The organism is Chitinophaga varians, assembly GCF_014529945.1.
Taxonomy (GTDB): Bacteria; Bacteroidota; Bacteroidia; order Chitinophagales; family Chitinophagaceae; genus Chitinophaga; species Chitinophaga varians.
The window spans coordinates 346,124-372,270 of the sequence record NZ_JACVFB010000003.1 but is presented as its reverse complement, the minus strand read 5'-3'; the positions used below and the strand labels follow the sequence as shown (position 1 = coordinate 372,270).

General features: G+C 50.9%; 19 protein-coding genes. 14 read left to right on the top strand and 5 right to left on the bottom strand.

All coding sequences use genetic code 11. The features are described 5' to 3' along the window. The first annotated feature begins 95 nt into the window (after nucleotides 1–95). Both uvrA and ICL55_RS15850 read left to right on the top strand, forming a co-directional pair. Nucleotides 96–2,624: an excinuclease ABC subunit UvrA gene (uvrA, locus tag ICL55_RS15855; RefSeq protein WP_188098945.1), complete on the top strand. Its 2,529-nt coding sequence runs from the start codon at nucleotides 96–98 to the stop codon at nucleotides 2,622–2,624. A gap of 59 nt (nucleotides 2,625–2,683) precedes the next feature. Continuing rightward, nucleotides 2,684–3,997: a sulfatase-like hydrolase/transferase gene (locus ICL55_RS15850; RefSeq protein WP_188098943.1), complete on the top strand. Its 1,314-nt coding sequence runs from the start codon at nucleotides 2,684–2,686 to the stop codon at nucleotides 3,995–3,997. A 51-nt stretch (nucleotides 3,998–4,048) separates the two neighbouring features. Here ICL55_RS15850 and ICL55_RS15845 read toward each other — a convergent pair whose 3' ends face one another. Next, a complete protein-coding gene (locus ICL55_RS15845) occupies nucleotides 4,049–4,711 on the bottom strand; it encodes a Crp/Fnr family transcriptional regulator (protein WP_188098941.1) in 663 nt (220 codons plus the stop codon). Nucleotides 4,712–4,766: 55 nt separating this feature from the next. On the opposite strand from ICL55_RS15845, the gene ICL55_RS15840 reads away from it, so the two are divergent. Together ICL55_RS15840 and ICL55_RS15835 are read left to right on the top strand one after the other, a co-directional pair. Beyond that, entirely contained in the window at nucleotides 4,767–5,459 is a 693-nt protein-coding gene (locus ICL55_RS15840) for an HAD family hydrolase (RefSeq protein ID WP_188098938.1), read from the top strand. Then, the gene (locus ICL55_RS15835) at nucleotides 5,456–6,079 is read left to right on the top strand and encodes a chloramphenicol acetyltransferase (RefSeq protein ID WP_188098936.1); all 624 of its coding nucleotides are present in this window, start codon (nucleotides 5,456–5,458) and stop codon (nucleotides 6,077–6,079) included. Before ICL55_RS15840 ends, ICL55_RS15835 begins: the two co-directional genes overlap by 4 nt. An 89-nt stretch (nucleotides 6,080–6,168) precedes the next feature. On the opposite strand, the gene ICL55_RS15830 is transcribed toward ICL55_RS15835, so the two are convergent. Then, nucleotides 6,169–6,549, bottom strand: coding sequence for a VOC family protein (locus tag ICL55_RS15830; RefSeq protein WP_188098934.1), 381 nt, complete (start codon nucleotides 6,547–6,549; stop codon nucleotides 6,169–6,171). 1,128 nt (nucleotides 6,550–7,677) lie between these two features. Between ICL55_RS15830 and ICL55_RS15825 the strand changes: the two genes are divergently transcribed. Continuing rightward, on the top strand, nucleotides 7,678–10,626 hold the full coding sequence (locus ICL55_RS15825) for an endopygalactorunase (RefSeq protein ID WP_188098932.1): 2,949 nt from the start codon (nucleotides 7,678–7,680) through the stop codon (nucleotides 10,624–10,626). A gap of 5 nt (nucleotides 10,627–10,631) precedes the next feature. Here ICL55_RS15825 and ICL55_RS15820 read toward each other — a convergent pair whose 3' ends face one another. Then, nucleotides 10,632–11,015, bottom strand: a complete 384-nt coding sequence (locus ICL55_RS15820) for a hypothetical protein (protein WP_188098929.1) — start codon at nucleotides 11,013–11,015, stop codon at nucleotides 10,632–10,634. A gap of 129 nt (nucleotides 11,016–11,144) precedes the next feature. On the opposite strand from ICL55_RS15820, the gene ICL55_RS15815 reads away from it, so the two are divergent. After that, entirely contained in the window at nucleotides 11,145–12,914 is a 1,770-nt protein-coding gene (locus tag ICL55_RS15815; protein ID WP_188098927.1) for an ATP-binding response regulator, read from the top strand. Between the two features lie 21 nt (nucleotides 12,915–12,935). Here the strand turns inward: ICL55_RS15815 and ICL55_RS15810 are convergent, their stop codons facing one another. Then, on the bottom strand, nucleotides 12,936–13,928 hold the full coding sequence (locus tag ICL55_RS15810) for a terpene synthase family protein (protein WP_188098925.1): 993 nt from the start codon (nucleotides 13,926–13,928) through the stop codon (nucleotides 12,936–12,938). Nucleotides 13,929–14,339: 411 nt separating this feature from the next. Between ICL55_RS15810 and cas6 the strand changes: the two genes are divergently transcribed. Beyond that, a complete protein-coding gene (gene cas6 / locus ICL55_RS15805; protein WP_188098923.1) occupies nucleotides 14,340–15,140 on the top strand; it encodes a CRISPR-associated endoribonuclease Cas6 in 801 nt (266 codons plus the stop codon). A gap of 687 nt (nucleotides 15,141–15,827) precedes the next feature. Continuing rightward, nucleotides 15,828–15,956 (top strand): hypothetical protein, encoded by a 129-nt coding sequence (locus ICL55_RS35425; protein ID WP_281392547.1) that lies wholly within the window; start codon nucleotides 15,828–15,830, stop codon nucleotides 15,954–15,956. Between the two features lie 51 nt (nucleotides 15,957–16,007). Here the strand turns inward: ICL55_RS35425 and ICL55_RS15800 are convergent, their stop codons facing one another. After that, nucleotides 16,008–18,824, bottom strand: coding sequence for an FAD-binding and (Fe-S)-binding domain-containing protein (locus ICL55_RS15800; protein ID WP_188098921.1), 2,817 nt, complete (start codon nucleotides 18,822–18,824; stop codon nucleotides 16,008–16,010). A gap of 107 nt (nucleotides 18,825–18,931) precedes the next feature. Here ICL55_RS15800 and ICL55_RS15795 point away from each other — a divergent pair, with 107 nt between their 5' ends. From ICL55_RS15795 to ICL55_RS15770, 6 genes are all read left to right on the top strand, one after another. Next, nucleotides 18,932–21,154 carry an outer membrane beta-barrel protein gene (locus tag ICL55_RS15795; RefSeq protein ID WP_188098918.1) on the top strand — a complete coding sequence of 741 codons (2,223 nt, stop codon included), beginning with the start codon at nucleotides 18,932–18,934 and terminating at the stop codon, nucleotides 21,152–21,154. 393 nt (nucleotides 21,155–21,547) lie between these two features. Further along, complete coding sequence (locus ICL55_RS15790) at nucleotides 21,548–22,159, top strand: TetR/AcrR family transcriptional regulator (RefSeq protein ID WP_188098916.1); 612 nt, start codon at nucleotides 21,548–21,550, stop codon at nucleotides 22,157–22,159. Between the two features lie 66 nt (nucleotides 22,160–22,225). After that, the gene (locus tag ICL55_RS15785; RefSeq protein WP_246496389.1) at nucleotides 22,226–23,497 is read left to right on the top strand and encodes a TolC family protein; all 1,272 of its coding nucleotides are present in this window, start codon (nucleotides 22,226–22,228) and stop codon (nucleotides 23,495–23,497) included. 16 nt (nucleotides 23,498–23,513) lie between these two features. Then, entirely contained in the window at nucleotides 23,514–24,461 is a 948-nt protein-coding gene (locus ICL55_RS15780) for an HlyD family secretion protein (protein ID WP_188098914.1), read from the top strand. A gap of 1 nt (nucleotide 24,462) precedes the next feature. Continuing rightward, on the top strand, nucleotides 24,463–25,398 hold the full coding sequence (locus ICL55_RS15775; protein ID WP_188098912.1) for an ABC transporter ATP-binding protein: 936 nt from the start codon (nucleotides 24,463–24,465) through the stop codon (nucleotides 25,396–25,398). Beyond that, nucleotides 25,395–26,141 carry an ABC transporter ATP-binding protein gene (locus ICL55_RS15770; protein WP_188098910.1) on the top strand — a complete coding sequence of 249 codons (747 nt, stop codon included), beginning with the start codon at nucleotides 25,395–25,397 and terminating at the stop codon, nucleotides 26,139–26,141. Before ICL55_RS15775 ends, ICL55_RS15770 begins: the two co-directional genes overlap by 4 nt. Nucleotides 26,142–26,147: the final 6 nt, after the last annotated feature.

Here is a 26,147-nt window from a genome sequence, read left to right as displayed (position 1 = left end):
TAGTGCTTTTGCAGATTGAAAATATTAAAATTTTATTTATTATGTATTTTTTTGTTGGATGACTACAGCGGGCACAGTCTTTGTGCGCCCAAAGCATGCAACAAACAACAGGAAACCCTGCTTCACCGGAACAGAAAGGATTTTTGCGTGTACGCGGGGCACGCGAGCATAATCTCAAAAATGTAGACCTCGACATACCGAGAGATGCGCTGGTGGTGTTTACCGGTGTATCCGGCTCGGGGAAGTCATCGTTGGCATTTGGCACTTTGTATGCAGAAGCGCAGCGCCGTTATCTGGAATCGGTGTCGCCCTATGCGCGCCGCTTGTTTCACCAGATGTCGGTGCCGGAGGTAGATGAAATCACCGGGCTGCCACCGGCGGTAGCATTACAGCAGCAGCGGGGGCTTCCCACCACCCGGTCTTCTGTGGGCAGTGTGACTACTTTGTCCAACTTGTTGCGCATGCTCTATTCCCGTGCGGGGCATTATCCCAAAGGACAACCACACCTTGAAGCGGAGGCCTTTTCACCGAATACGCCGGCAGGCGCCTGTCCGCAATGCCATGGCCTCGGCAGAGTATATGAAGTAACGGAACGCTCTATGGTACCGGACGACACGCTCACCATCCGGGAGCGTGCTATCGCCTCCTGGCCCACCGCCTGGTATGGGCAGAACCTGCGTGATATCCTCATCACCCTGGGGTATGACGTGGACAAGCCCTGGAGGGAGCTACCCAAAAAAGACCGCGACTGGATTTTGTTTACAGAAGACCAGCCGGTGGTGCCGGTGTATCCCGGTTTCTCACATGCAGAAGTGAAGCGGGCCATCAAACAGAAAGTAGAACCTTCCTATATGGGCACCTTTTCCGGCGCCCGTCGTTATGTGCTGCACACGTTTGCCAATACGGAGAGCGCGTCCATGAAAAAGCGGGTGTCGCAGTATATGGAGAGCACGGCGTGCCCCACCTGTCAGGGCAAACGGCTGCAGCCTGCCTCGCTGTCCGTCACATTCGCAGGCATGGACATCGGGGAAATAGCCCGGCTGCCGCTGTCCCGTCTTACAGAACTGATGCGTCCATACGGGGAAGGGAAAGTCAATAACAATACAGACCATCCGGAGCGGGCCATTGTGGCGCAGCGCATTGCGGCCGATCTGGTAGGCCGGCTGGAAGTGCTGCTGGACCTGGGCCTGGGGTATCTCCTCCTGGAACGCAGCACACCTACCTTATCACCGGGAGAACTGCAACGTTTAAGACTGGCCACCCAGGTGCGTTCCAATCTCTTCGGCGTGGTATATGTGCTGGACGAGCCTTCTGCCGGTCTGCATCCGGCGGACACCGCCGCGCTGCTGCGGGCGCTCGAAAGGCTGAAGGCTTCGGGCAATTCTCTCTTTGTAGTGGAACATGACCTCGATGTGATCCGACATGCGGACTGGATCGTGGATGTTGGCCCCGCTGCGGGCGAGCACGGCGGGCATATCCTGTACAGCGGCCCTACTGCCGGACTGGCAGCGGTGAAAGCTTCCCGTACCCGCGAATATCTCTTCATGGAAGAAAAGCCGGCCGCCCGTCAGGTCCGCAAACCAACGGAATGGCTGCAACTGCAGGGAGTGACGCGTAATAATCTCCACGAGCTCGATGCAGCTTTTCCGCTCGGCTGTATGACTACCGTGACCGGCATCTCCGGCTCCGGCAAATCCAGCCTCGTCAGCCAGGTGCTGGTGGAACTGGTAGCCACGCAGCTGGGCATGGAGCTACAGGCAGAAACGGAAGAGGGAGAGGGGCTGGACCAGCCGGCGCCTGTTACCCTGGGTGGTCATATCACCGCCGGAATGGAGCACATCAGGCGCCTCGTGCAGGTGGACCAGAAGCCGATTGGCCGTACGCCACGCTCTAATCTGGCCACTTATACCGGATTGTTTGATCATGTCCGGAAACTGTTTGCCGATACCAAGGCGGCCCGTGCGTGTAAATATGATGCCGGCAGATTTTCATTCAACGTCGCCAAAGGACGCTGTGAGACCTGTCAGGGAGAAGGTTTTGTGATGGTGGAACTGCTGTTTCTGCCCAGCGTATATGCGCCTTGTCCTACCTGCCACGGCGCCCGGTACAATGCGCAGACACTGGAGATCACTTATAAAAACAAGCACATCGCGGAAGTGCTGGAGCTGACAGTAGATGCAGCTTACGAGTTCTTTGCCGATGACCCGAAAATACATCGTTCGCTCAGTGTGTTGCGGGAAGTGGGGCTGGGGTATCTGCGTCTCGGCCAGCCGGCCACGCAGCTGTCGGGTGGCGAAGCACAGCGTATCAAACTGGCCACAGAACTACAACGCATGGGGCGTGGCGATACGTTGTATGTGCTCGACGAACCCACTACCGGCCTGCATCCGTCTGATACGGAAAAACTCGTGGCCCAGCTGGAAGGGCTGGTCGATGCCGGCAATACCGTGATCGTCGTAGAGCATGATATGCGGGTAGTTGCTGCCAGCGACTGGGTGATAGATATCGGTCCGGGTGCAGGTGAAGAAGGCGGTCACATTGTCGCCGCCGGTACACCGGCCACCGTGGCCAAGGCCAAAGGCAGTCGTACCGCCCCTTATCTGGCCAGTTTCCTCCGTGGATAATTTCCACAGAAATTCCCTGATAAAATTTGTAATTCGCAGTACGAAAACAGTCTACAACAATGAAGAAAACGCTTTTATGGCTGCTGCCGGCCCTGATGGCCTTACAGCTCTCCGCCCAGCAGCGCAGGCCTAATGTGATCTTTATCCTGGCCGATGATATGGGATATGGTGATGCCAGTTGCTATGGCAGCCCGTTGATCCGCACACCACAGCTGGACCGCCTGGCCAAGGAAGGCTTCCGCAGCACCGGCTTTATGGTGTCTGCCCCATCGTGTACACCCAGCAGGGCGTCCCTGTTGACCGGCCGCTATCCTGATAAAGTGAACATGCCTTATGCTGTGGCGCCCGGCGACAGTCACGCGCTGGCAGACAGCATTTTCACCCTTGCCAAAATGTTTAAGGCCAACCACTACCAGACCATGATGATCGGTAAATGGCACCTGGGCGATAAGGCCAATAGCCGGCCACTGTCGCATGGCTTCGATCATTTCTTTGGGATGCTGTACAGCCACGATTATCAGTCGCCTTTTGTGAACACCGACACTACACTGGCCGTCTTCCATGATAATACCCGTGTCATCGAAAAACCGGACTACAGTAAACTGATGGGCTGGTACACCGATAGTGCACTGGCATATATCCACCGTGCCAGCAAAAGCAGCCAGCCGTTTTTCCTGTACCTGCCTTTCCCCATGCCGCATGCGCCGCTGGCCGTTCCCCGTGAATGGGCCGGTAAGTCACGCGCAGGGCTATACGGAGATGTGATCGAGCAGCAGGATGCCTGCATCGGAAAAATCATTGCCTTACTACGGGAGCTGAAGCTCGATAAAAATACCATCGTGATGTTCACCAGCGACAACGGTCCATGGAATGCCATGCCCGACCGCATGTTGCAGCGCGATATCGTAAAACCATGGGACCACGGCTCCACCGGCCCTTTCCGCGGTGGTAAAGCCAACACCTACGAAGGCGGCCATCGTGAACCGTTCATTGCCTGGGCCCCCGGCCGTATCCCTGCGGGCACCGAAGGAGATCAGCCTTTTATCATCAACGACATGCTGCCAACGCTGGCTACCGCTACCGGCTATACGCAGCCGCTGCCTGCCAATCTGGATGGTATCAATTGCTGGGGACATATTACCGGCCGCCAGTCGAAGCTGCCGGAAAGACCGCTCTTTTATCTGAGCGCTGTTGGTAAACTGGAAGCTGTACGGGTGGGTGACTGGAAACTGCGCATCGCCACAGTGGAAAAAGGCAAAACGCCGGAAGTGGAGCTGTATAACCTCACACTGGACAACAGCGAAAAACATAACGTGGCAGCGAAGTACCCTGACAAGGTATCATCCATGAAACAGCTGCTGGATAAATACTAAGTCGCCAGTATAATATCATTGTAATGCCCCGGCTGACAAGCCGGGGTTTTTTTATTCTCCATATTCCCGCATCAGTCGTTCAAATACATCCCGCTCGATGTACAGATCGAAACTATCCGGGTGAACGATGCTTCTTTCCCGCAGCTGTTTGAGAGAACGGTTAAAACTTCTCACCGATACGCCCAGATAGTCGGCCAGGTCTTTTTTAGCGAAGCTGGTTTGCTGCGTAGCGAGGACAGACAATAATTTTAACATGGCGTACTCAGCGGGGTAGACCTGCTGGTAGGAGGCACGTGCAGAGGTCTGGTTCAGCCGGTGCGCGAGAGACAGCAACAACAGTCTGTTCAGCTCTGCGTTATGGGTGATCAGGTAAGCAAAATAATCGGTGGTGATACACCAGGCGGTTACTGCGGTGAGGGCAGTCACCGTGGTGAGGTTCGGTGTTTTTTGGATCACTTCAATTTCTCCCAGCAGTTCCCCTTCTCCCAAAAACTGAACGATAAAATCCTTCCCGTTATCTTCTGTGATGTGTACTTTGGAAAGCCCTGTCTGTTGCACAAACACGTACTTGTTGCCCTGCCCCTGCTTCAGCAGATGGCTGCCGGCAGGCCAGGACTGCAGGAACACCCGGTCCTTTTTCTCGGCTTCCGTGAGCTGGTTTTCAATGAAGTTTAAAAATGCGCGATTGGTATGTATCATGGTCAGCTGGGACAAATGTCCCGTTTTTTCGCAGTTGAAGCTATTAATTTTACAGAAATTTTAAGAATTTATGAAAGGCATACAAACCATCGCCTTCGATGCCGACGATACATTATGGGTGAATGAGCCCTATTTCCGGGAAGTAGAAAACAAATTCTGCGGCCTGCTGGAAGACTACCTGCCCCATCATACTGTGGCGCAGGAACTATTTAAAACAGAGATGCAGAACCTCTCGCTGTATGGCTACGGCGTAAAAGGGTTCATGCTGGCCATGATAGAAACAATTCTGCGCGTAACGGAGAACACCGCCAGTCCGGTGCTGATCGCCAAAGTGCTGGAATATGGTAAAGAGCAGCTGAACAAAGACATCGAATTGCTGGACGGCGTAAAGGAAGCGCTCGAAGCCCTCAAAGGCAAATACCGCCTCGTGGTAGCCACCAAAGGCGACCTGCTTGATCAGGAAAGAAAGCTCAATAAATCCGGTCTCGCTCACTATTTCCATCACATTGAGATCATGAGCGACAAACAGGAGAAAGACTATCGCAAACTGCTGCGTCACCTGGATTGCCCGCCGGAAGCTTTCCTCATGATCGGCAATTCCATCAAATCAGATGTGATGCCGGTACTGGCCATCGGCGGACATGCCATCCATATCCCTTACCATACCGTATGGGCACACGAAGTAGTGGAAGAGGAAGTGAAAGAAGAAAGATTTTATTCATTTGAAAACATTACGGCCATATTGCCGAAACTATTGTCATGAAACAACAACTGGACATCAACACCTGGGCCAGAAAAGACCATTATCATTTTTTTACGCAGTTCGAGGAGCCCTTCTTTGGGGTATGCGTAAACGTGGACTGCACCCGCGCGTATTTTGTATCAAAAGCATACGGGTACTCCTTTTTCCTGTACTACCTGCATAAAGCCATGGTAGCGATGAACCTTATAGAACCGTTCCGTTACCGTATCATCGATAAGGAAGTATGGGTATACGATCACATCGATCCTTCCCCTACCATCAACAGGCCGGACGGAACATTCGGTTTTGCTTACTTTCCGTATCATGCCGACTTTAAGACGTTTGCCACTACCGCAGGCGAAGCATCAGAGCGGGTACGGAACAGTACCGGGCTTATACCTGCCGTATCCGGAGAAAACGTAGTACACTGCTCTTCCATGCCATGGATTGAATTCACCTCCCTGTCTCATGCCCGCAGTTTTTCTTTTAAAGACAGTTGCCCTAAAATATCTTTCGGTAAGATGACCGATAAAGAAGGGAAGAAGATCATGCCGGTGTCTGTACATGTGCACCATGCACTGATGGATGGGTACCATGTAGGGCTGTTCCTGGAAGAGTTCCAGAGAAATTTGGATATTTAGTTATTTTGAAATTGGGTGATTGGGAGATGCTTCTATTCATCAATAGCCATGTATTTTAGGCGGCGTATAATAATCAAATTTGAAAATGATTAAATATAGTTGCTTACTTCAATAAGATTCCCGTCCGGGTCCCGGAAGTAAATAGAGATAATAGGGCCGTTGGCACCGGTTCTCTGTACTTCTGATTCCAGGAGGGGAATGTTTTTACCGATCAGTTCCTCTTTTACTTCGCGTATAGGTGTTTCCGTTATAAAGCAGAGGTCCGCCGAGCCGGGTGTTGGGTGCGTAGCCTTCGGTTCAAACTCTTGTCCTTTTTGATGCAGATTGATTTTTTGTTGGCCGAATTTGAGGGCCTTGCGGTTGTTGGCGAAGGTTTGGAGTTCCATGCCTAACACTTCCTGGTAGAAGCGGCAGGTGGTGTCTATGTCAGCGACAGTGAGGACGAGGTGGTCGAGGTGTAAGATTTTCATGAAGGAGGATTGGGTGTTGGATGGATTCGGGTGTAAGATACGGAATTTTGAAGTTTTGTTTGTCGTGAATCATTTCAATTCCTCCATGGTACAATTAAACCGTTTGGGATATACACCCGTTTCATTGTTTCAGGCTATTTCAATTACATCAAGGATAATTAAACCTTTCATTAGATCATCTTTTACCCTGCAAAAAAAATAAGTTTCCATTCCATCATGGTGCAATTTAAACGAACTATCCATCATAGTCCAATTAAGCCCATCAACCGCATTACGTATCATCATGTACTTTCAATTCCTTTATGCTCAATTAAAGCCAGCTTGACAGTAAAATAATCAGCCACGAACAATGCTTTCAATTCCTCTAGGGTTCAATTAAAACTGTGATTGATACTTGCCGTTGCGACTATGATCTGATATTTCAATTCCATCATGGTCCGATTAATACTTCATTGGGGTATTGGGAGATATAGCAGGTAACGCTTTTCAATTCCTCTATTGTTCGATTAATACCCAAAATTTGATTGATTGTGAACTAGACCTCCTGGACTTTCAATTCCTTTATGACCCAATTAAAACAGTTAAATGCTATCGGATATATGCAGCCCTGAATAAATTTCAATTCCTCCATGGTCCAATTAAAAGTGGACATTTTCCAAATGATTCCGATGACTGTTGTTCGGTTTCAATTCCTTCATGGTCTAATTAAACATATTGCCTTTGCAATTGGTGATAAGAAGCTGTTCCACTTTCAATTCCTTTATGGTTCAATTAAAGCTGAATTACCACGCAATATGATGTTCTTCGCCCTAACCTTTCAATTCCTCAATAGTCCAGTTAAAACGGCGAGTTTTCACAAACTCATTGCTCGCAAAACATAGTTTCAATTCCTCTATAGTCCAACTAAACCTTCTAAATAAGAAATCATCTTCCCATAATAGGCTTTTCAAGTCATCAACGGTTCTATTTCCTAAGTTGGAATCGTCAGCATCTAATTTATAGGATTTTCTCCAGACCGCCGACTGGTGAGAATAAATCTCCAGACTAAGACAGCGTTTTACCTCACCTCAAAACTTGGTTATAAAAATTTCAATCGATTGCGTAACTTAACCCCAATTCCCTTTCGTTATGAAAAACATCTTCTTCCTGATCAGCATAGGTATACTAGCCGCAACGGCCACCACGGCGGCAGAGAACCCGGTCCCGGTAAAGCGCGGCGTCCTTGGAGCTGCCATCCCGCTGCCCCTGCCGCGTGCTGAGGCCAAATCAGTCTCCCCGCACATCGCCGCCATTTCTGCGGACACGATAAAAGTAGTCACCGGCAGTACCTACGCTTACACTGTGGATACGAAAGAAAACGAAGGCCTGGTCAGCACCGCTGCTACGGTCGAACAGCTTTTAGCAGAACTGCAAACCAACGTCGCTATCTATAACCGGCAGGTTACTACATCCGATGGAAAACCGAAGGAGTCTGGCATCATCAAAGCGGGCGACAAATTGACGTTCACTAACGCCAGAGGCAGTACGACTTACTACCTGCTCCCGCAACAATACGCGCTCACCGGTCGATTGGAACTGCAACGCCCAACCATAACGGCACAGGTGAAAAATACCATCACGCTCCATTACACCGCCGGCCAGCGAAGCCCCGATGCCACGGTAGTGATAAGGTTCCCGGCAGGCATCCATATTACGGAAGAGAATACTGCCATCAACGTGATAGGCCGCGGCGCCGTGCTGCTCAAAGACCTGCCCACACAGTCTATTGGCCGCACCGGTACCCGCTATTCCTACAAACGTGTAGGCGACGCCGTGATATCAGCAGGGGGTACCACCCTCACGCTCCGTCACCTGGACCTGCGCCCGGCAAACGGGCCGGATATCGTCCTAACTATACAGGATGTAACACCAACGAGCATCGGACAGTATTTCATCAGTGCTACCTGCACCACGTCACAACCTGCTGTGTTGACCAGCTCCGGCCTGGCAAGAGAAACAACAACGCTCTGGGTAACAAAAAACATCTCCGATTTCAAAAGGGTACTGATAAAAGACAAACCTTACCATGAACTGTCCAACGACTATACGCAGGCGCAATTTCGCTGGACGCCGGTAGCCGCTGGCAGGGTGTCCATGGAACTATCAACGGACACCGGCCGCCATTGGTCGGCTGCCAAAGCCGCGATAGATGCGGAGCACGGCACTGCTACGGTCACCAATTTACGCAGGGATAAACTGTATCACTTCCGGCTGATATTCAAAGGCGGCGGTTCCAACATCGCCAGTTGTTATACCGGCCTGCTGGACGTCCGAAATTTCGGCGTACACGCCAACGACACCACCGACCATACCGACCGCATCAACGCAGCGATCGACTTTGTCCATAATATCGGCGGCGGTACGCTGCTCTTCAGCGAAGGCACCTTCAACGTGCGTACGGTACACCTGCAAAGCAACGTGTACCTCTACATCGGCAAACAGGCCACCATCCGGGCGTTGAAAGGCGCTGACGCGCCGGAAACCACCTGGTTCAGCGACCGGGCCTACCGCGCCGGCCTTTCGCCTACAGATACCGGTCCGTACGAAGACCCGGAAAACTACCTCACCAAACAGGACGTAGGGCATCATTATTTCCACAATGCCATGTTCTTCGGCGAACGGCTGGACAATATCAAAATCATCGGCAACGGCCTTATCACGGGAAATGGTAACCTCGTCACCAGCGACAAAGTGATGAACAATGCACCCGACAAACGCGCGGATAAAATGTTCTCGCTGAAACTATGCACTAACGTGGAAATAGGTGGTATCCACCAGGATCATGACCTGTGGTATGATGCTGCCAAAGACGCGCCTTACTACGTGGGACAAGACAGCTTTGATGACAGCAACATGTTACAGATAGACCGCGCCGGCCACTTCGTACTATTGGCCACCGGCACAGACACGCTCCTGGTGCATGATACCTACTTTGGCAAAATGAACCAGACCAACGTACGGGACATCTATGATTTTATGGCCTGTAACCAGGTAACGGTGCGGAATATTTATTCCCGTGTCAGTTCAGATGATATCGTGAAACCCGGTTCTGACTGCTCCCTCGGATTTACCCGTCCGGCGCGGCATTACCGGGTGCGCAATGTGATTGGCGATACGAACTGCAACCTCTTCCAGGTAGGCTCTGAAACGGTGGATGATATCATGGATATCTGTGTGGACAATATCTATGTGCTGGGCGCCAATAAAGCCGGGTTTTCCATTTCTACCAATGATGGGGGCCATGTGAAGGATATTCATCTTAACTGTGGACATACCGGGCCTGTGAACCAGCGTTCCCGCATGATGCGCACGACGGCGCCGTTTTTCATCTCTATCTCCAACCGGGGGAGGGTCATCGGCGCTACGGTGGGCAGGTATACCTTCCGGGAGGAAGACCGGAAACGCACGGAATTGCTGGTGCAAAACGTCAGCATCGGACAGGTAGAAAACATCCTCATCAACAACATCGATATCACAGAGGTGTACAGCGGGAGCTCTTTCGGCAATAACATCCGCTGGAAGCCGTTCGATGGCTCACAGGGACGAGCAACTTCCATCATCGCCGGTTACGGCCTGCCGGCGCCCGCTGATGTGGAAGGCGGACTGGATTTCACCCTGCCGGATGGTCGTCATACCGGCTATGTCCGGAATGTTGTTTTTAATGATGTGCACATTACCGACAAAGGAGGTCGTCTGCTGGCAGATACGGCCAACCGGCCACCGGAGCTGGGCGTGGGGCAGTACAATGTGTCCAATCTGAAGATACAGCCTTCATACGGGCTGTGGGCACGCCATGTGGAGGGGCTGACGATCAGGGAAAGTTCGTTCAGTTACGAGAAGCGGGACAGCCGCTATGCGCTGTTCTTCGATGATGTGCGGGGCGCCGAGCTTTCCGGCATTAAGACTGTCAGGGCCGCTGATGCCACGGAATGGCTCCGTTGTATCCGCTCTGCCGGTGTCCGCTGGAAAAACATCCTGTTTTATCAGGATGAATGGGGCAAATCGCCGGTATCGCCGGATGGTATCAGCAGCCGCTAATAGGTTTACTGGGCCCTGGTAGCCTTGTCGATCCAGATCACCAGCTTTTTGGCGTCGATTTCTTTCAACGGAATTTCTTTGTCATTATCAAGACCACGGGTGAAATATACCGTGGTTTTTAACGTTTGACCCTTGTCCAGCCCGTCTTCAAAGAGGGCTACGCCGTACAGTTCTTTGTCAGCCGTAGATTCCGCGGCAATACGCAGGATGCCAATATTGTACTGGCCGTTGTTCTTCACCGTGATGACACCGTTCTGATACGTGTAACTGATACCTTTAACGGTACCCAGAAATGTTTTGTTGGTGCTTGTCGGGGCCTTGTAAGTTTGGCATTTCGCTATCTGCGGAGCAAGTGCTAAAAAGAGAGAAAAAATCAGTAATTTATTCATCGAAAGATAAAAATATATTGCAAAAATACATTTTATCTTTATACGGCGATTTGTGATTAATTTCGTAACAGAATAAATCAAGGATGTGATGTTCACCGTGGAGAATGTGCTCAGCAAACCGATATCCCAATGACCTATTTTAGATTGTTCCACCCCGTGCTGCTCGCACGGGAAATCATACATACCGGGACTGCCCAGCTGGAAGGAGAGGAGAAAAAACGAGTCAGTATCATCAACACCCTCAGTCTTGCGTCTATTGCACTTTGTTTGATCTTCGGCTCTGTTATCTACTATCTTACCAGTAATCTGGAGATCCTGATACCCGCTTACGCAGAAGCCCTTTTGTTTGTGGTGGTGCTAATGCTCAACCATTTCCGGTGGCATAACGCGGCAGCCATCCTGACCGCTTTTGTGCATAATGTTTCCATCGTTTATTTCAGCGCCTTGCTGGGCATGGTAACGGAAGTATACCTGCTTTTCTTCTTTCTCTTAGGCGCTGCATTGATGATATTTCATGGAAAGCCGCTGCTGGTAAAGTTCAGTATAGCCATTTCCGTGATATGTCTGGTATTGTGCGAACTGAATTACTACTACTATTTTATTGAGCCGCTGCCGCTTTCTCATGATGATCAGTTCCTGATCCGTTGGGTGACCATCCCGGCCATTCTGGTGCTGGATGTGATCACCTTTGCGTTGTATGTGCGTACGTTGCGCCGTAAAAATGCACAGCTGGAGCGGAAAGCCACCGCGCTGGAAATGGCGGACAAAGCCACCAGACGCCAGGCGATGGAGACCTCCCATGAAATGAGGAATCCTTTTAACGCGGTGTATGGTATCTCCCAGGACTTGTTGATGCAGGTGCAAAAGAGCGACCTGTATCCGGCTGAACTGAAATCGTCCATCGAGCATTTGTATTCCGCTTCGCATAATGTGTTGCAGATCCTCAATAACAACCTGGAACATTTCCGCCAGCAGGAAGGCGTGGCGCCACAACTGGAAACGGGCGTGTTTAACGTGCGCGACTGGGCGGAGGAAGCCACCGCTATCTACCAGTACATCGCCAATGTAAGGGATGTCAGTATTGCGCTGGAGATAGACCCACAGATGCCTGCGCGGGTGGAGGGAGATAAAATCAAACTCACCCAGATACTGAATAACCTGCTGTTTAATGCGATCAAATTCACCCATGCAGACAGTACGGTCACCGTACAGATCAGGCCCAACGGAAAGCAGTGGCAGTTGCTGGTGCGGGACAGTGGCGAAGGTATCCCGCCGGAGCGCCTGTCGACTATTTTCTCTCCTTATGTGTCTGAGCAGCATGCTTTTGGTGGTACCGGGCTGGGACTGCCGATCGTGCAGCGTTTTGTGGAGCTGATGGGCGGTACTATCACCGTAGCCAGTAAAGCGGGCGAAGGGTCGGTATTTACCGTGAATCTTCCGCTGGTAGTGGTGGAAGAGACACCTGCGCCGGCTGCTCCGGTGAACAGGAATATCACGCTCCGTGCTTTCCCCGGTGTGAAAGCGCTCGTGATAGATGATAACCAGATGAGCAATATGATCCTGAGCCGTTTCCTGGACAGGATGGAATGCCAGACCTCCGCGGCCTATAGCGGTGAAGAAGGGCTGGAGAAGGCCATTGAAACACGTCCGGCAATCATCTTTCTGGATTCCCATATGCCGGGAATGGATGGTAAAGCCACGCTGGCAGCGCTGCAGGACAACCCTGCAACGCGTGATGCCATCGTGATTATTGTTTCCGGCGATGCGGCCGAAGCATCCATCGCAGAGATGCTTACAGCCGGCGCCGATGATTTTATGACCAAACCTATCGATCTGAAAACCCTCAATGAGTTAATGATCAGATTTGAAGCCCGTCTTACAAACCCCACCAACCAGTAGGTTTGCCGTCTGTAAAACAGCTCACAATTCGTAATTCGTAATGCGTAATTCGTAATTGGTCTGAGCGATGCCATAACGGCTGGTATCGCGTGTGCTCCAGGAGATATTCCCTTCCATCATATGTTCCAGCATAAGGATATAACGGTCCAGCAGCGGATAATCCTGTCCGGAGCTGAGCGACAGTACTACTTCGGCGGTATGGAGGAACTGCCTGATTTCATCGTCGTGAATGGCTGCCGCTTCGCTGACAGCCTGCTCCAGTGATACCTTTTTTTTGTTTTTGATCATCATCACGAGGTTCAGCTCATCACCCTGTTCCAGTTCTTTGGTATAGGAAAACAGGTCGTTGGCCCAGCAGATGGTCCTGCTGGTGAGCAGGCCGAGGTCTTTGATCAGTGAGTCAGCATACCAGGAGGCGGGCAGGAACACATCTTCCATGATTTCTGCGAGGTCGAGGAAGAAGTTGGCGCCGCCGATACCGGGGCGATGCAGCATGTAATCTGCCAGGGTGATATCATCGGTGCTGGTCACGTGTTGCATCCGCCAGCTGTTGGACATAAAAGCAGCGTGGAGGCTGGTGGTGAACCGCTGTTGCCAATCGGCCGGCCCTATCTGTATCATCCGCAGCCAGATGTCCTGCATGGCGAGCAACAGGGGCGGGTCTTGCTGTGGCGCCGCCTGGTATTTGCCTTTCAGCACCCCGATCATTTTACCGGCGAGGGCTTCAAAGCCGCCGGGGTTGTTGAGGGTGATACGGTCTATCTCATCGTCCCAGAGGAAGAGCAGGGTGTTGAAATCGGCCGCAATGGAGAGCCTGAACAGATCGGCGTTGGGGAACATGCGGGCCACCATCCAGGAGAATTTCTGCTCCTGATATAGCTGCCACTGGCCATTGCCGTTGTCGAGTCCGAATTTCCTGACCCATGCCGCAGTGTGACGGTCAGCTTTCTCTACTAAAGGATTGAGTTTTCCCGGGAAGGGGCAGTACAGCCCCGGAAGTGTCGTTGTTTCCATAAAACTGAATATTTAAATGTTTAAAAAGCGGAGGTGGACGCGTACTTTGGGTGCTTTGATAACCTGTACCGGTGGTAAATAGTCTTCACGGATCAATCTGCTCGTTCGTTGGCTCGAATAAAGGCCGGGATAGCTGGCAGGGCAAAACAGGACGCACCTAAAATTAATACTGTGACGTTAATTAGCCGCGGCAATTCCGCAGTTAAATGAGGGCACGGGGATAATACGGGGTTGCGATCTGCCCGTCAGGGGGGCGAAAAACCGGTATGGGAGTGGTGGGATTGCTCAATACCCATATTTTTTTTGTTGGCTGATAGTACTTATTTGGCTCAATGGCAGTTAGTAGTTCAGAAATCTGATTGTATTGTTCGTGTTGTTGTCCGCAACAGCCATCATTTATTCATTTAAAACATGCGTTTCAGAATTAAACTAAAAGCCACTCAACCAGCAGCCGTCATTCCAATTAACTACCCTTATTCGTTATCGGCAGTGATTTTTAAGATATTGCACCAGGCGGATGAAGCTTATGCAGCTTTCCTCCATGACAGAGGATATTCCCGGCCTGGGTCCCTCAAAGTATTTAAACTGTTTTCATTTTCAGAGATCCGTACTGCCTTTCGTATTGAAGGAGACCGTTTCCGTTTTCTTACCGACGAGGCGATGTTTATGATCTCTTTTCATCTGCCACAAGCTGCCGAAAGTTTTATCAGGGGACTGTTTCTCGATGAAACCATCGAAATTGGCGACCGTCGCAGCCAGGCGGCGTTTGTTGTTACAGAAGTACACCCCACTCCAACGCCGCTGGAAAATATTCCGGACAAAGAAGTCCGGGAGATCATGCTGCAACCCTTTTCACCACTGGTCTGCGGCACCAAAAACGACCGGGGATATTACGATTTCCTCTCGCCACAGCACCCCGATTTTGTGACGCAGCTGGTACATAACTGGCGGGAGAAATTTATCACCATGTACGGCGAAGATCAGGCAGACGCTGTGTTTGACCCGGTCAGCGTGGAAGTGGTGATGATGGAAAAACCTCCCAAATCCAGGCTGGTGACCATCAAAGCAGATACGCCACAGGAGACGAAGATTCGTGGATACACGAACTTCCGGCTCAGGGTGAAAGGCGCCGGGAAGGCGCTGAAGCTACTGGCAGATGCCGGTGCAGGCGTATATAACAGCTCGGGGATGGGGAGCCTGCATATTTTATGAAGTTATATTTTCCCTTTTAATACTTTTAATACGTGTACACCGCCTGCTTGCTTGTTGAGTCTATTTTAAGCAGAAGCATCTATTCACTTCACATATCTCGGTTTTAGTTTAGTTAGTGGTAGTGAAATAGAAAATGTAACAAAGTCGTCGATCGCCGGGTCAATTTTTTGACTGGCGGTTGGCGACTTTTAATTGTGGAGAAGGTAATGTTTTGAAAATGCCTGTTGCGGGGTGAGCTGAGTTCGATACGTAAGGGGTTTATTTATACCATGAGGGAATTGAAAATCTTTAGATTCGCCTTTAAAATTGCTTAGAAGCTTGTTTTTAAATTGAACTGTATTGGAATTGAAAACCTTTTTTGTGTATGAGTGCTGCTACTACGGCATGTTTAATCGGACTGTAAACGAATTGAAAATAATGCCCGCATTCGGAATCGGGGTATGGTGGGTCGTTATAATGGTACCATTAAGGAATTAAAAGTGAGTTTCAACCCCGTGACCATATTGTGCTGACCGGTTAATTGGACTATAAGAGGAATTGAAATTTGTTTCCCATTGTTACATCGCCGAGCATGCGGAAGATTTTAGTTGGACCATAGGAATTGAAATATTTCATAGAATGTATTGCCCGACGGAGCAGGGACATTAAAAATGATCTGTATCTTTAACCTGATTCGAAAATAAAACTATGTGGTCTCCCCTTTATTGGTACTATGAGATAAGAGGTGATATCGCTGAAAAACTAAACTGGGAGCTGATATCGGAAGAAGATGATGACGGTAATACAGCTATTGTACTGAGAGAAAAAATATCATGATATGGAAAAGGCTTGCATCACTGCAAGCCTTTTTAATAAATAGTAATATTTCTACAAGCCTTCATCCACCAGATACAGCACAGACTCATAATTTTTCTTCACCGCGGCAGACATCGCAATCTCACATGTTTTGGTAGAAGAATAATATCCATCATGTTCATGGCATTTTACTTCCATCGACTCCGGACGTGTAGCCGATGCGGTTAGTTCCGGGAATAAGAATCCGCGGTCACCGGCCATGCCACAGCAGCCTGCATTTTTCGGCACAGTTACCTCTTCCGCAAAAAACTGCGCTACCCGAACAAATTTATGCCCGGTCTTCATTTTCTCTAATGAGCATACCGGATGCAGCGCGATGCTTTTTTTCTTATTCACGGCGGTGACTTTGGGTAACACGAAGTCATGCAGGAAATCCACCGCGTCGAGGATCTGAAGCTGATCGAATTTCTGTTTGTTGGCATCGCTGAGCGTGGGACGTATATGATGTAGCGTGTAAGCGCAGGAGCTCACATCGATCACTACCGGCAGCGCCCCCTGGCGGGTATCGTTCCACAGCTTCTCGATGATATGATTAGCGGTATGTTGATAGGCATCTTTATATCCTTTGGAAGAAAAGATCTGGCTGCAGCAGGTGCCGCTGAGGTTATCGGGCACGACTACACTGATGTGAGCCTTCTCACATACGCTGAGGAAGGTCTCCATCAGATTTTTGGATTTCCCTTCGTAGGTGCCCAGCATCCGGGAGATACAGGCCGGGAAGTATACGATGGAAGCATCGGCAGGCTGTCGCGGTTGGAGGATATTCAGCTTAGGCGCAGGTTGCAGCTGCTCCGACCATAACGGCATGGCAGGGACAATGCTCCGGATACCTTTGGTGAGATGGGTCATCGCCTTTTTGCCAAATACCTGGTTGACGCTGGTGCCGACCTGTATCGCCGTCCTGGCCGCCCATTCCACGGTCCTGAAATGTTTGGCTACCTGCAGCGCGAGCTTGTTGGCCGAAGCAGCGTGGTTCTCCCGACGGAGCCGTTTTACCAGATCGCCGGTATTGATGTCTACGGGGCAGGCGGTGGCACAAAGGCCATCTACCGCACAGGTTTCCAGGACATCATACTGATATTGGTCCAGGAGGACTTTATAGTTGGCTTTGTCGCCATTTTTCTGCAATTGTTTGAGTGCTCTCCGGATAACGATCCTTCGGCGTGGGGTGGTGGTGATATCGCGGCTCGGGCATTTATGTTCGCAGTAGCCGCATTCGATACAGCGGTCCACCTCCTCTTCCACGGTAGGCAGCTCTTTCAGGTTTTTGAGGTGGGCGCGGGCATCGGGATTGATGATCACACCGGGATTGAGCAGGTTGTGAGGATCGGCGGCTTCTTTGACTTTTTTCATGATCTCGTAGGCATCGCCGCCCCATTCTGTTTCCACGAACGGCGCCATATTGCGGCCGGTGCCGTGTTCTGCTTTGAGGGTGCCATCATATTTGTTGACAACGAGGGCCACTACGTCCTGCATGAAAAGTTCGTAGCGGGTCACTTCATCGGGCGTGTTGAACGATTGGGTGACCACGAAGTGGATATTGCCATCTTTCGCATGACCGAAGATGATGGCGTTGAGGTAATTGTATTGTGCGAAAAGTTTTTGCAGATCGAGGATGGCATCGCCAAGTTGAGCTACGGGGAAGGCGATGTCTTCCAGGATGACCGTGGTGCCGCTGGCGCGAACCGCTCCCACGGCGGGAAACAGCCCCTTACGGACTTTCCAGAAGAAGGCCTGCTCGGCCGGATTGGTGGTGAATACCGGCGCTTCAGACATGTCGAGGCTGGTGGCAGAAGCTATGAAACCGTTGACACGGGCATCGAGGGCTGCCTGGCTTTCTTCCTGGAATTCTATCAGCAGCGCGGCGGCTGTTTCCGGCAACGTCTTCACAATAGCGGGCATACCGTCCATATCTTCTACGGCACGCAGCGATGCACGGTCCATCAGTTCCACCATCAGGGCGCCGGCATTGGTGAGCGGCACGATAGCCTGACAGGCAGCATAGATGGTCGGGAAATACAGCAGTGCCGTGGATTTGTAGGCATAGTCCGGTACCGTGTCCATCACGGCTTCGGCGATGAATGCCAGCGTGCCCTCTGCGCCTATCAACAGATGGGCCATGATGTCCAGCGGATGACGATAGTCGATGAAGGCGTTCAGCGCATAGCCTACGGTATTTTTGGTCTGGTATTTATAACGGATACGATCGTGTAAGGCCCGGTCGGCGGCTATCTGATCGCGGAAATCAGCGAGGCTCACGAACAGCGGTGCACATTCCATCTCAAAACGGGCATAGTCATTTTTATGTTCCGTGCTGAAAGTGTTACCATCAGGCAGAATAAATTTGATGTATCGTGTAGTGTGGTAGGAGTTGAGCGCTACGCCGCAACACATGCCGCTGGAGTTGTTGGACAGGATACCGCCCATCATGGCGGAGTTGATGCTGGAGGGATCAGGTCCTATTTTACGGGCATGTTTTTTCAGGTAAGTATTCACCATCGCGCCGGTAATGCCCGGCTGCACACGCACGGCCTGCCCGTTTTCTTCTATCTGTATTTTATTCCAGAACCGGCTGAGGTCTACCAGAATACCATCGGTGATAGACTGCCCGGAGAGGCTTGTGCCGCCGGTACGGAATACCAGCGGAATCCGGTGCTGTTGCGAGAAACGGAACAAGGCCACGATCTCCGCTTCACCAATCGGCTGCACAACGGCCTGCGGTACCAGATGGTAGAAGCCTGCGTCAGAGGCATATGAGATAAGATCTATATACCTGGACTTGATACGATTATCAGGTAAAATGTTTTTGAGTTCGTGTGCAATGTTCATGGCGACTTTCCTTATTCCTTGACTGGTTGAATTTCACGTTATGGGTAGCAAGTTATATAACTTTTATATCTTTAGCCACCGCTTTTCTTAATAACCACTATTCAACCATGCGCAGAACTAAAGACCTATTGCCCGTTTTTCTATTGGCCCATCTTTTCCTGATAAAACCTGTAGTAGCCCACGCACAACAACCCGCGAAGGACACGGTGCCTCCTCCGAAAGTACGGCAGCTGTCTGAAATCTCTGTGGTGCAGCAGAAAGCGCTGGTGGAGCGGAAAACAGACCGCGTGATCTACAATGTGACCAGCAGCGTAAGTGCTGCCGGCGCCAATGGACTGGAAGTAATGGCCCGCGTACCGGGATTACGGGTGACAGACAACCTGATCGCCATTGCCGGCAGAGGCGCGGTGAAGGTGATGGTCAATGGCCGGATAGTCCCGCTGGCTGGGGAAGACCTGCAGCGGTACCTGAAGTCCATGTCAGCCGGGGAGATCGCCCGTGTGGAAGTGATCTCCAACCCGTCGGCAGCTTATGATGCAGACGGCAATGCCGGCCTGATCAATATAGTAACGCGCCGCGACAGAAATCAGGGCTTCAGTGGGGAAATTCAGGCCAGTGGTAAACTGTCTGACTATGGCTTCAAGCCGTTATATGGTGTGTCTAACTACGGGACTGTGGCGGCCGGAGGCAACTTCAGCTACAATACCAATAAGTGGTCGCTCTATGGTAATCTCAACTACGAACATGGCCGCTTTCTGGAAGGCTTCGGCATAGATCTGCAATACCCGAATCAGTTTTGGTCGCAGACGGATACCGGCAACTATAAAATCCGTAACCTGAATCTGGTGCTGGGAACGGACTACAAGATAAGTAACCGCACTACCATCGGATTTAATTATAGCGGCGCCCGTACGGCCTACATCGGTGACGATCATGTGAACAACCCGGTATACAACATCCGCGGCCAGCTCGATTCCTTATTAAGGACCTTCGCTACTTATCAACCGGTGGCATGGAGCACAGGGCTGAACCTGCACCTGGTGACAAAGCTGGATTCCGCAGGGAGACAGCTGTCGGTAGATGCGGATTACTTCAATTACTACCGTACCGATCAATCAGATTTCATCAGCCAACGCTATGATGGAAAAGGAGACGCCATCGCCAACGGTACCACCAAATATTTTGATACCAACAAACAGGCGATCAACATCTACACCCTGAAAGCGGATTTACAATGGCCTACCACTTTTGCGAACTACGCCTTCGGCGGAAAGCTGAGCTTTATCGATAACTACAGCAATGTATTTTATTACAGGAATCTTCATGGTGAAATGGAGTATGACAAAAACCTGAGTAACGAATACGACTATACGGAAAATACACAGGCGGTATATGCTACCGCCTCTAAAGAAGCCGGTAAGTGGAAACTCAATGCTGGTCTGCGTATGGAAGCCACACAAACAAAAGGTGTTTCCCATGTACAGGATAAGACCATGAGCAATAACTATGTGAAACTGTTCCCGTCTTTCTCTGCTGCCTGGAATTACAATGATAATAACCATCTGGCTTTTACGTTCGGTAAACGGATTAACCGGCCGGTGTTTTGGGACCTGAATCCCTATAAGTCGCTGACCACCGCCTATAGCTATCTGGAAGGCAACCCTTATCTGCAACCGGAATATAACAGCAACTTTGAATTATCGCACCACTGGCGCGAACGCTTTACTGCCGCAGCTTTCCTGAATATCACCAACAATGGCTTTAACCGTATTACGCTGGCCATGCCGGATGATCACACCGTATATACCACACCGTTAAACTTCCTGAAGATATACCGCTATGGCTTGTCTGTCAGCGCCACGCTGCAACCGCTGCCATGGCTGGAAAGCATCAATCAGGTGAGCGGCTACCATACCGATGCGCGCAGCGCCCTGCCCAATATTCCCAACATCGACGGGATGAGCGTGTACCTGGCTACCAATAACAACATCGCCCTCAATAAAGGCAAAACCCTGATGGCGGCACTCAACTTCTGGTGCCAGTTCCCGGAAGTGGACCATAACGGAAAATCCAACACGTACTACAATATGGACCTTGGGATTAAAGCCCTCTGCCTGCAAAACCGCATGAGCATTGCGCTCAACGGGGCAGACCTGTTCCGGTCCAGCGCCAGCATCGTTCGCTCAGAGGTGAACTACATCCCGCAAACGTTTACCCATTTTCAGGTGAACAGGCATATACGCCTCTCCGTTAGTTATAAACTGGGGCAGTCTACCCGCAAGCGGGAGATACGCGGTACCGGTAATGAAGAAGAGAGGAAACGGACGTAGTCGTCACGGGGATGCCCGCAATGCGATTGACGATGTCGATTCCGGCGGTTGATTATTCCGGAGCCCCGGGCTGGAAGCCCGGGGCTAAGATGTTATTCAGGCTGTTTCCCGGAAAGAGCAAAACAATGTTCATTGTTTTCTTTCGAGGTCTCTGCCATGGCTTCTTTTTTTCTGAAAACCGGAACAATCAATCACAGGAATGGCCTATTAAGTAGAAAGTCCTGCATATAATGCCAGGAATCAACCATACCCCATTTTTATTTTCCGATAAACAGCCTGAATAACCATCTTAGCCCAGGGCTTCAGCCCTGGGGAACCGAAATTTGAACAATTGTTTAAAAAAGTTGTTCAATTTTCAGAATAATATTTTAGCTTTGGATTAAAATCAGGCATATGGCAGGAAAAAAGGAACAGGACGCCAGCACAGAAGAAAGGATACTGGCAGCAGCACGGATCGTATTTACCCGCAAGGGATTTGCGGCTACCAAGGTGCGTGACATCGCTGCTGAGGCAGATATTAACCTGTCGCTGGTCAATTACTATTTCCGCAGCAAAGAGAAACTGTTTGAAGTGGTGATGGCGGAGGCGGTGCAGAAGCTGGTGTTTGAGATCAGTACCATTTTTAATGACAAAGAGCTGAGCATCCTGGAGAAGAGCGCCAAGGCGGTCAATTATTACATTGATCTGTTGCTGGAAAACCCGGATTTTCCGTTGTTTCTGGTCAACGAGATCATTACAGGAGATGATATGTTCACCCGCTATGCGCAGCAGAATACGTTGTTTCAGTCGGACATGATCAAACAATTGTTTGCGCTGAAAGAGGAAGGCAAACTATCTGTTCACCCCGTGCATATCATGATGAATGTGATAGGACTGGTGGTGATGCCTTTTCTGGCCCGGCCCATTCTGGAACGCAATGAGCTGGTGAAGGATCAGGAGTTCGTAACGTTGATGAATGAACGGAGAAAGCTGATTCCGTTATGGCTGAAAGGCATGTTGGGGTAATGCCCCTTTTTTTGCTGATGAATTGAACAGTTTTTTAAAACAATAATTCAAACTGAATCATGCATCATGAAAGTATGTAAACTGCTGGGCTGTATCATGATGTTGGCGGGGCTGACGGCGCAGGCGCAGCAACAGGCGCTGACGCTCGAAACATGTTACGCCCTCGCCAGACAGAACTATCCGCTCATCAAACAGTACGATCTGATAGCCCGTACCAGCCGCTATACTGTGGCCAATGCCGGCAAGCTCTATCTGCCGCAGCTGACGGTGTCCGGACAGGCCTCGTATCAATCGGAGGTGGTGAACTTCGCGGCAGTGCTGCCGCCTATCCCCGGCCTGAATCCCCCGCAGCTCAGTAAAGACCAGTATCGCCTGCAGGCGGAGCTATCGCAACAAATCTACGATGGCGGCGTAACCCGCTATCAGCAGGAAGCCAGTCGCGCCAACGAAAAAGTACAGCAACAGAACCTGGAAGTAAGCCTTTATACCATCCGCGAAAGGGTCACCCAGCTGTACTTCGCCGTACTGCTGATGGATGCGCAGCTCCGGCAAAACGCCCTGCGGCGCAATAATCTGCAAAGCACGACCGATAAAATGAAAGCCGCACTGGCTAACGGTGTCGCCTATAGGAGCAACGTAGCGGAGCTACAGGCGGAAATCGTCAACAGCGACATGGCCACGACCGAATTCCGCGCTAACCGCAAAGCCTATCTGACAATGCTGGCCACCTTCATTCATCAGCCACTGAGCGATAGCACCGTGCTGGCATATCCGGACGCGGCCCGCCCATCGGAAGGCATCCATCGCCCCGAACTGACGTTGTACGACTTTCAGCAGAAAACCTACGACGTGCAGGAACGGCAGCTGAAATCGGCCTATCTCCCCAAACTGAATGCTTTTCTGCAAGGTGGCTACGGAAGGCCTACGCTCAATATCGTCAGCAACGATTTCGGTACCTGGTGGATGGGCGGCCTGCGGCTCAACTGGTCGCTCGGTAGCCTCTACTCCCTGAAAAACAACCGCCGCCTGCTCAATATCAACCGACACATGGTAGATATTAACCGGGAGACATTCCTGCTCAATACCACGCTCACCATGCAGCAGCAACAACAGGACGTGGATAAGTACGCCGCCCTCATAGACCAGGACGATGAAGCGATCCGCCTCCGTTCAGCGGTGCTGCAATCTGCCCGGGCACAGCTGGACAACGGCGTCATCACGGTACATGAATACATCTCACAGGTGAACGCGGAAAATCTGGCCAAACAGACGCGTATCCTGCACGAAATACAATTGCTACAGGCACAATACAACTATAAAAACACTTCCGGGAACTGATTAAATTTCCAGTAACATGAAATACCATCTCATTTGGATAGCAACCGCCGTGATGATGACAAGTGCCTGCGGGGACGGTAAACCGGCCTATGACGCCTCCGGCAACTTCGAGGCCGATGAAGTGATCGTATCTGCTCAACAGAACGGGGAAATACTGTCGTTTCCCGTCCAGGAGGGCGACAAACTCAACGCGGGACAGGTCACAGGCCAGATCGATGTGACGATTCCTGCGCTGCAACAACAACAGGTGCAGGCCTCCATACAAGCGCTCCGCGAGAAAACCAACAACCCGCAGCCACAGGCCCAGCTGGTGGAACGGCAGCTGATCGTGCAGGAAGCACAGCTGCAGCAGCTGTATCATGAAAGAAAAAGAACGGAGAACCTCGTTAAAAGCGACGCTGCCACCCAGAAGCAACTGGACGATATGAACGCGCAGGTGGACCAGCTGGAGAAACAACTGAACGTTACACGGCAGCAGCGCCACCTCTATAATTCAAATATCGCCACACAAAACCGCTCCATCCTGAGTGAACAGGCGCCTCTGGAAAAATCGATGGCGCAGTTTTCCGAGCAGGTGCGCAGAGGCCAGATCATCAATCCTGTGGCCGGTGTGGTGCTCTCCCGGTATGCGCTGAAAGGAGAAATGGCCGCCGTAGGGAAGCCGCTGTATAAAATCGCCAACATCGATACACTGTTCCTGAAAGCCTACGTGACGGGCGTAACGCTGCCGAAAATCAAGCTGGGACAGGAAGTGCAGGTGCGTATTGATCAGGGGAAAAAAGAATACAAGTCGTATCCGGGAATGATCACCTGGATTTCGGATAAATCGGAGTTCACCCCCAAGACCATCCAGACGAAAAATGAAAGAGCCAATCTCGTTTATGCGATCAAGGTGCGGGTGAAAAATGACGGCTATCTGAAAATAGGCATGTACGGGGAAATGCTGATCCATCAACAGCCATAATATGAACGCAGTCGTACTGGACCATATTACTAAAACGTATGAAGCCGGCAAGGTGCTGGCAGTGGACGACGTGTCGCTGGAAGTGGCTGCCGGAGAGTTGTTTGGACTGATTGGCCCGGATGGCGCCGGCAAGACTTCCATCTTCCGCATCCTGACCACGTTGCTGTTGCCGGACAAAGGCACTGCATCTGTCAATGGAAGGGATTGTGTGAAAGACTACAAAGCCATTCGTCGCAGCGTAGGGTATATGCCGGGCCGGTTTTCCCTGTATCAGGACCTGACCGTAGCCGAAAACCTGCATTTCTTCGCTACGCTCTTTGGCACTACCATCGACGCCAACTACGACCTTATCCGGGATATCTACGAACAGATCAAGCCATTCAGCGACCGCCGTGCCGGTAAATTATCCGGTGGCATGAAACAGAAGCTGGCCCTGTGTTGCGCGCTGGTGCATAAGCCGGAAGTGTTGTTTCTCGACGAGCCTACCACAGGCGTAGATGCCGTGTCCCGCAAAGAGTTCTGGGAAATGTTGCGTACCCTGAAGCAACAGGGCATCACCATCGTGGTGTCTACACCTTACATGGATGAAGCGGTACTGTGTGAGCGCATTGCACTGATACAGGGCGGCAAAATCATGTCGGTGGACACACCTGCCAGCGTGATCGCCACGTTCCCGGTGCAGCTCTACGCGGTAAAGGCCGCCAATATCTACCGCCTGCTCACATCGCTGCGGGAAGATACCGCCATCGACAGCTGTTATGCTTTCGGGGAATACGTGCACGTGACTTTCCGGCATGATACAGACCAGGATTTACCGCAGTGGCAGCAGAAGCTTGCTGCACAAGGACATGAACAGGTAGACGTAAAAAAAATCAGTCCATCGATAGAAGACAGCTTTATCCGGCTCATGAATGAAAAACAAAATGTACAGCCATGAATGATGACAAAGTGATCGTATGCGAGGAGCTGACGAAACAATTCGGCGATTTTGTGGCCGTGAACCATATATCCTTTGACGTGAGGAAAGGGGAGATATTCGGTTTCCTCGGCGCCAACGGCGCTGGTAAAACCACCGCTATGCGTATCCTGTGCGGACTATCATACCCTTCGTCCGGGAAAGCCACCGTGGCTGGTTTTGATGTTTACAAACAACAGGAGTCCATCAAAAAGAATATTGGTTATATGAGCCAGAAGTTCTCCCTGTATGAAAACCTTACCGTTACGGAGAATATTGAATTTTTTGGTGGCGTATATGGTTTGTCGCGGCCGGAGATACGCAAACGTAGCGACCGGCTGGTGAGCAAGCTGGGACTGACACAGGAGGCGAAGAAACTCGTGGGCTCGTTGCCGTTAGGCTGGAAGCAGAAGCTGGCTTTTTCGGTGGCCATCTTTCATGACCCGCAGATCGTTTTTCTGGACGAGCCTACCGGAGGCGTAGACCCTATCACCCGGCGGCAGTTCTGGGACATGATCTACGAAGCTGCTGCCACCGGCATCACGGTATTTGTAACCACCCACTATATGGATGAAGCGGAGTATTGTAATCGTATTACGGTGATGGTAGACGGGAAAGTAGAAGCGCTGGATACGCCGGGTAACCTGAAAGCCAGGTACCAGGCGGCTTCCATGGACGAAGTATTTTATCAACTGGCCCGCGGTGCTAAAAGGTCGGCCGATTAAAATGAT

Coding starts and splice junctions, on each gene's coding strand:
- uvrA (WP_188098945.1), top strand. CDS start 96: ATGCAACAAACAACAGGAAACCCTGCTTCACCGGAACAGAAAGGATTT.
- ICL55_RS15850 (WP_188098943.1), top strand. CDS start 2,684: ATGAAGAAAACGCTTTTATGGCTGCTGCCGGCCCTGATGGCCTTACAG.
- ICL55_RS15840 (WP_188098938.1), top strand. CDS start 4,767: ATGAAAGGCATACAAACCATCGCCTTCGATGCCGACGATACATTATGG.
- ICL55_RS15835 (WP_188098936.1), top strand. CDS start 5,456: ATGAAACAACAACTGGACATCAACACCTGGGCCAGAAAAGACCATTAT.
- ICL55_RS15830 (WP_188098934.1), bottom strand. CDS start 6,549: ATGAAAATCTTACACCTCGACCACCTCGTCCTCACTGTCGCTGACATA.
- ICL55_RS15825 (WP_188098932.1), top strand. CDS start 7,678: ATGAAAAACATCTTCTTCCTGATCAGCATAGGTATACTAGCCGCAACG.
- ICL55_RS15820 (WP_188098929.1), bottom strand. CDS start 11,015: ATGAATAAATTACTGATTTTTTCTCTCTTTTTAGCACTTGCTCCGCAG.
- ICL55_RS15815 (WP_188098927.1), top strand. CDS start 11,145: ATGACCTATTTTAGATTGTTCCACCCCGTGCTGCTCGCACGGGAAATC.
- ICL55_RS15810 (WP_188098925.1), bottom strand. CDS start 13,928: ATGGAAACAACGACACTTCCGGGGCTGTACTGCCCCTTCCCGGGAAAA.
- cas6 (WP_188098923.1), top strand. CDS start 14,340: ATGCGTTTCAGAATTAAACTAAAAGCCACTCAACCAGCAGCCGTCATT.
- ICL55_RS35425 (WP_281392547.1), top strand. CDS start 15,828: ATGTGGTCTCCCCTTTATTGGTACTATGAGATAAGAGGTGATATCGCT.
- ICL55_RS15800 (WP_188098921.1), bottom strand. CDS start 18,824: ATGAACATTGCACACGAACTCAAAAACATTTTACCTGATAATCGTATC.
- ICL55_RS15795 (WP_188098918.1), top strand. CDS start 18,932: ATGCGCAGAACTAAAGACCTATTGCCCGTTTTTCTATTGGCCCATCTT.
- ICL55_RS15790 (WP_188098916.1), top strand. CDS start 21,548: ATGGCAGGAAAAAAGGAACAGGACGCCAGCACAGAAGAAAGGATACTG.
- ICL55_RS15785 (WP_246496389.1), top strand. CDS start 22,226: ATGAAAGTATGTAAACTGCTGGGCTGTATCATGATGTTGGCGGGGCTG.
- ICL55_RS15780 (WP_188098914.1), top strand. CDS start 23,514: ATGAAATACCATCTCATTTGGATAGCAACCGCCGTGATGATGACAAGT.
- ICL55_RS15775 (WP_188098912.1), top strand. CDS start 24,463: ATGAACGCAGTCGTACTGGACCATATTACTAAAACGTATGAAGCCGGC.
- ICL55_RS15770 (WP_188098910.1), top strand. CDS start 25,395: ATGAATGATGACAAAGTGATCGTATGCGAGGAGCTGACGAAACAATTC.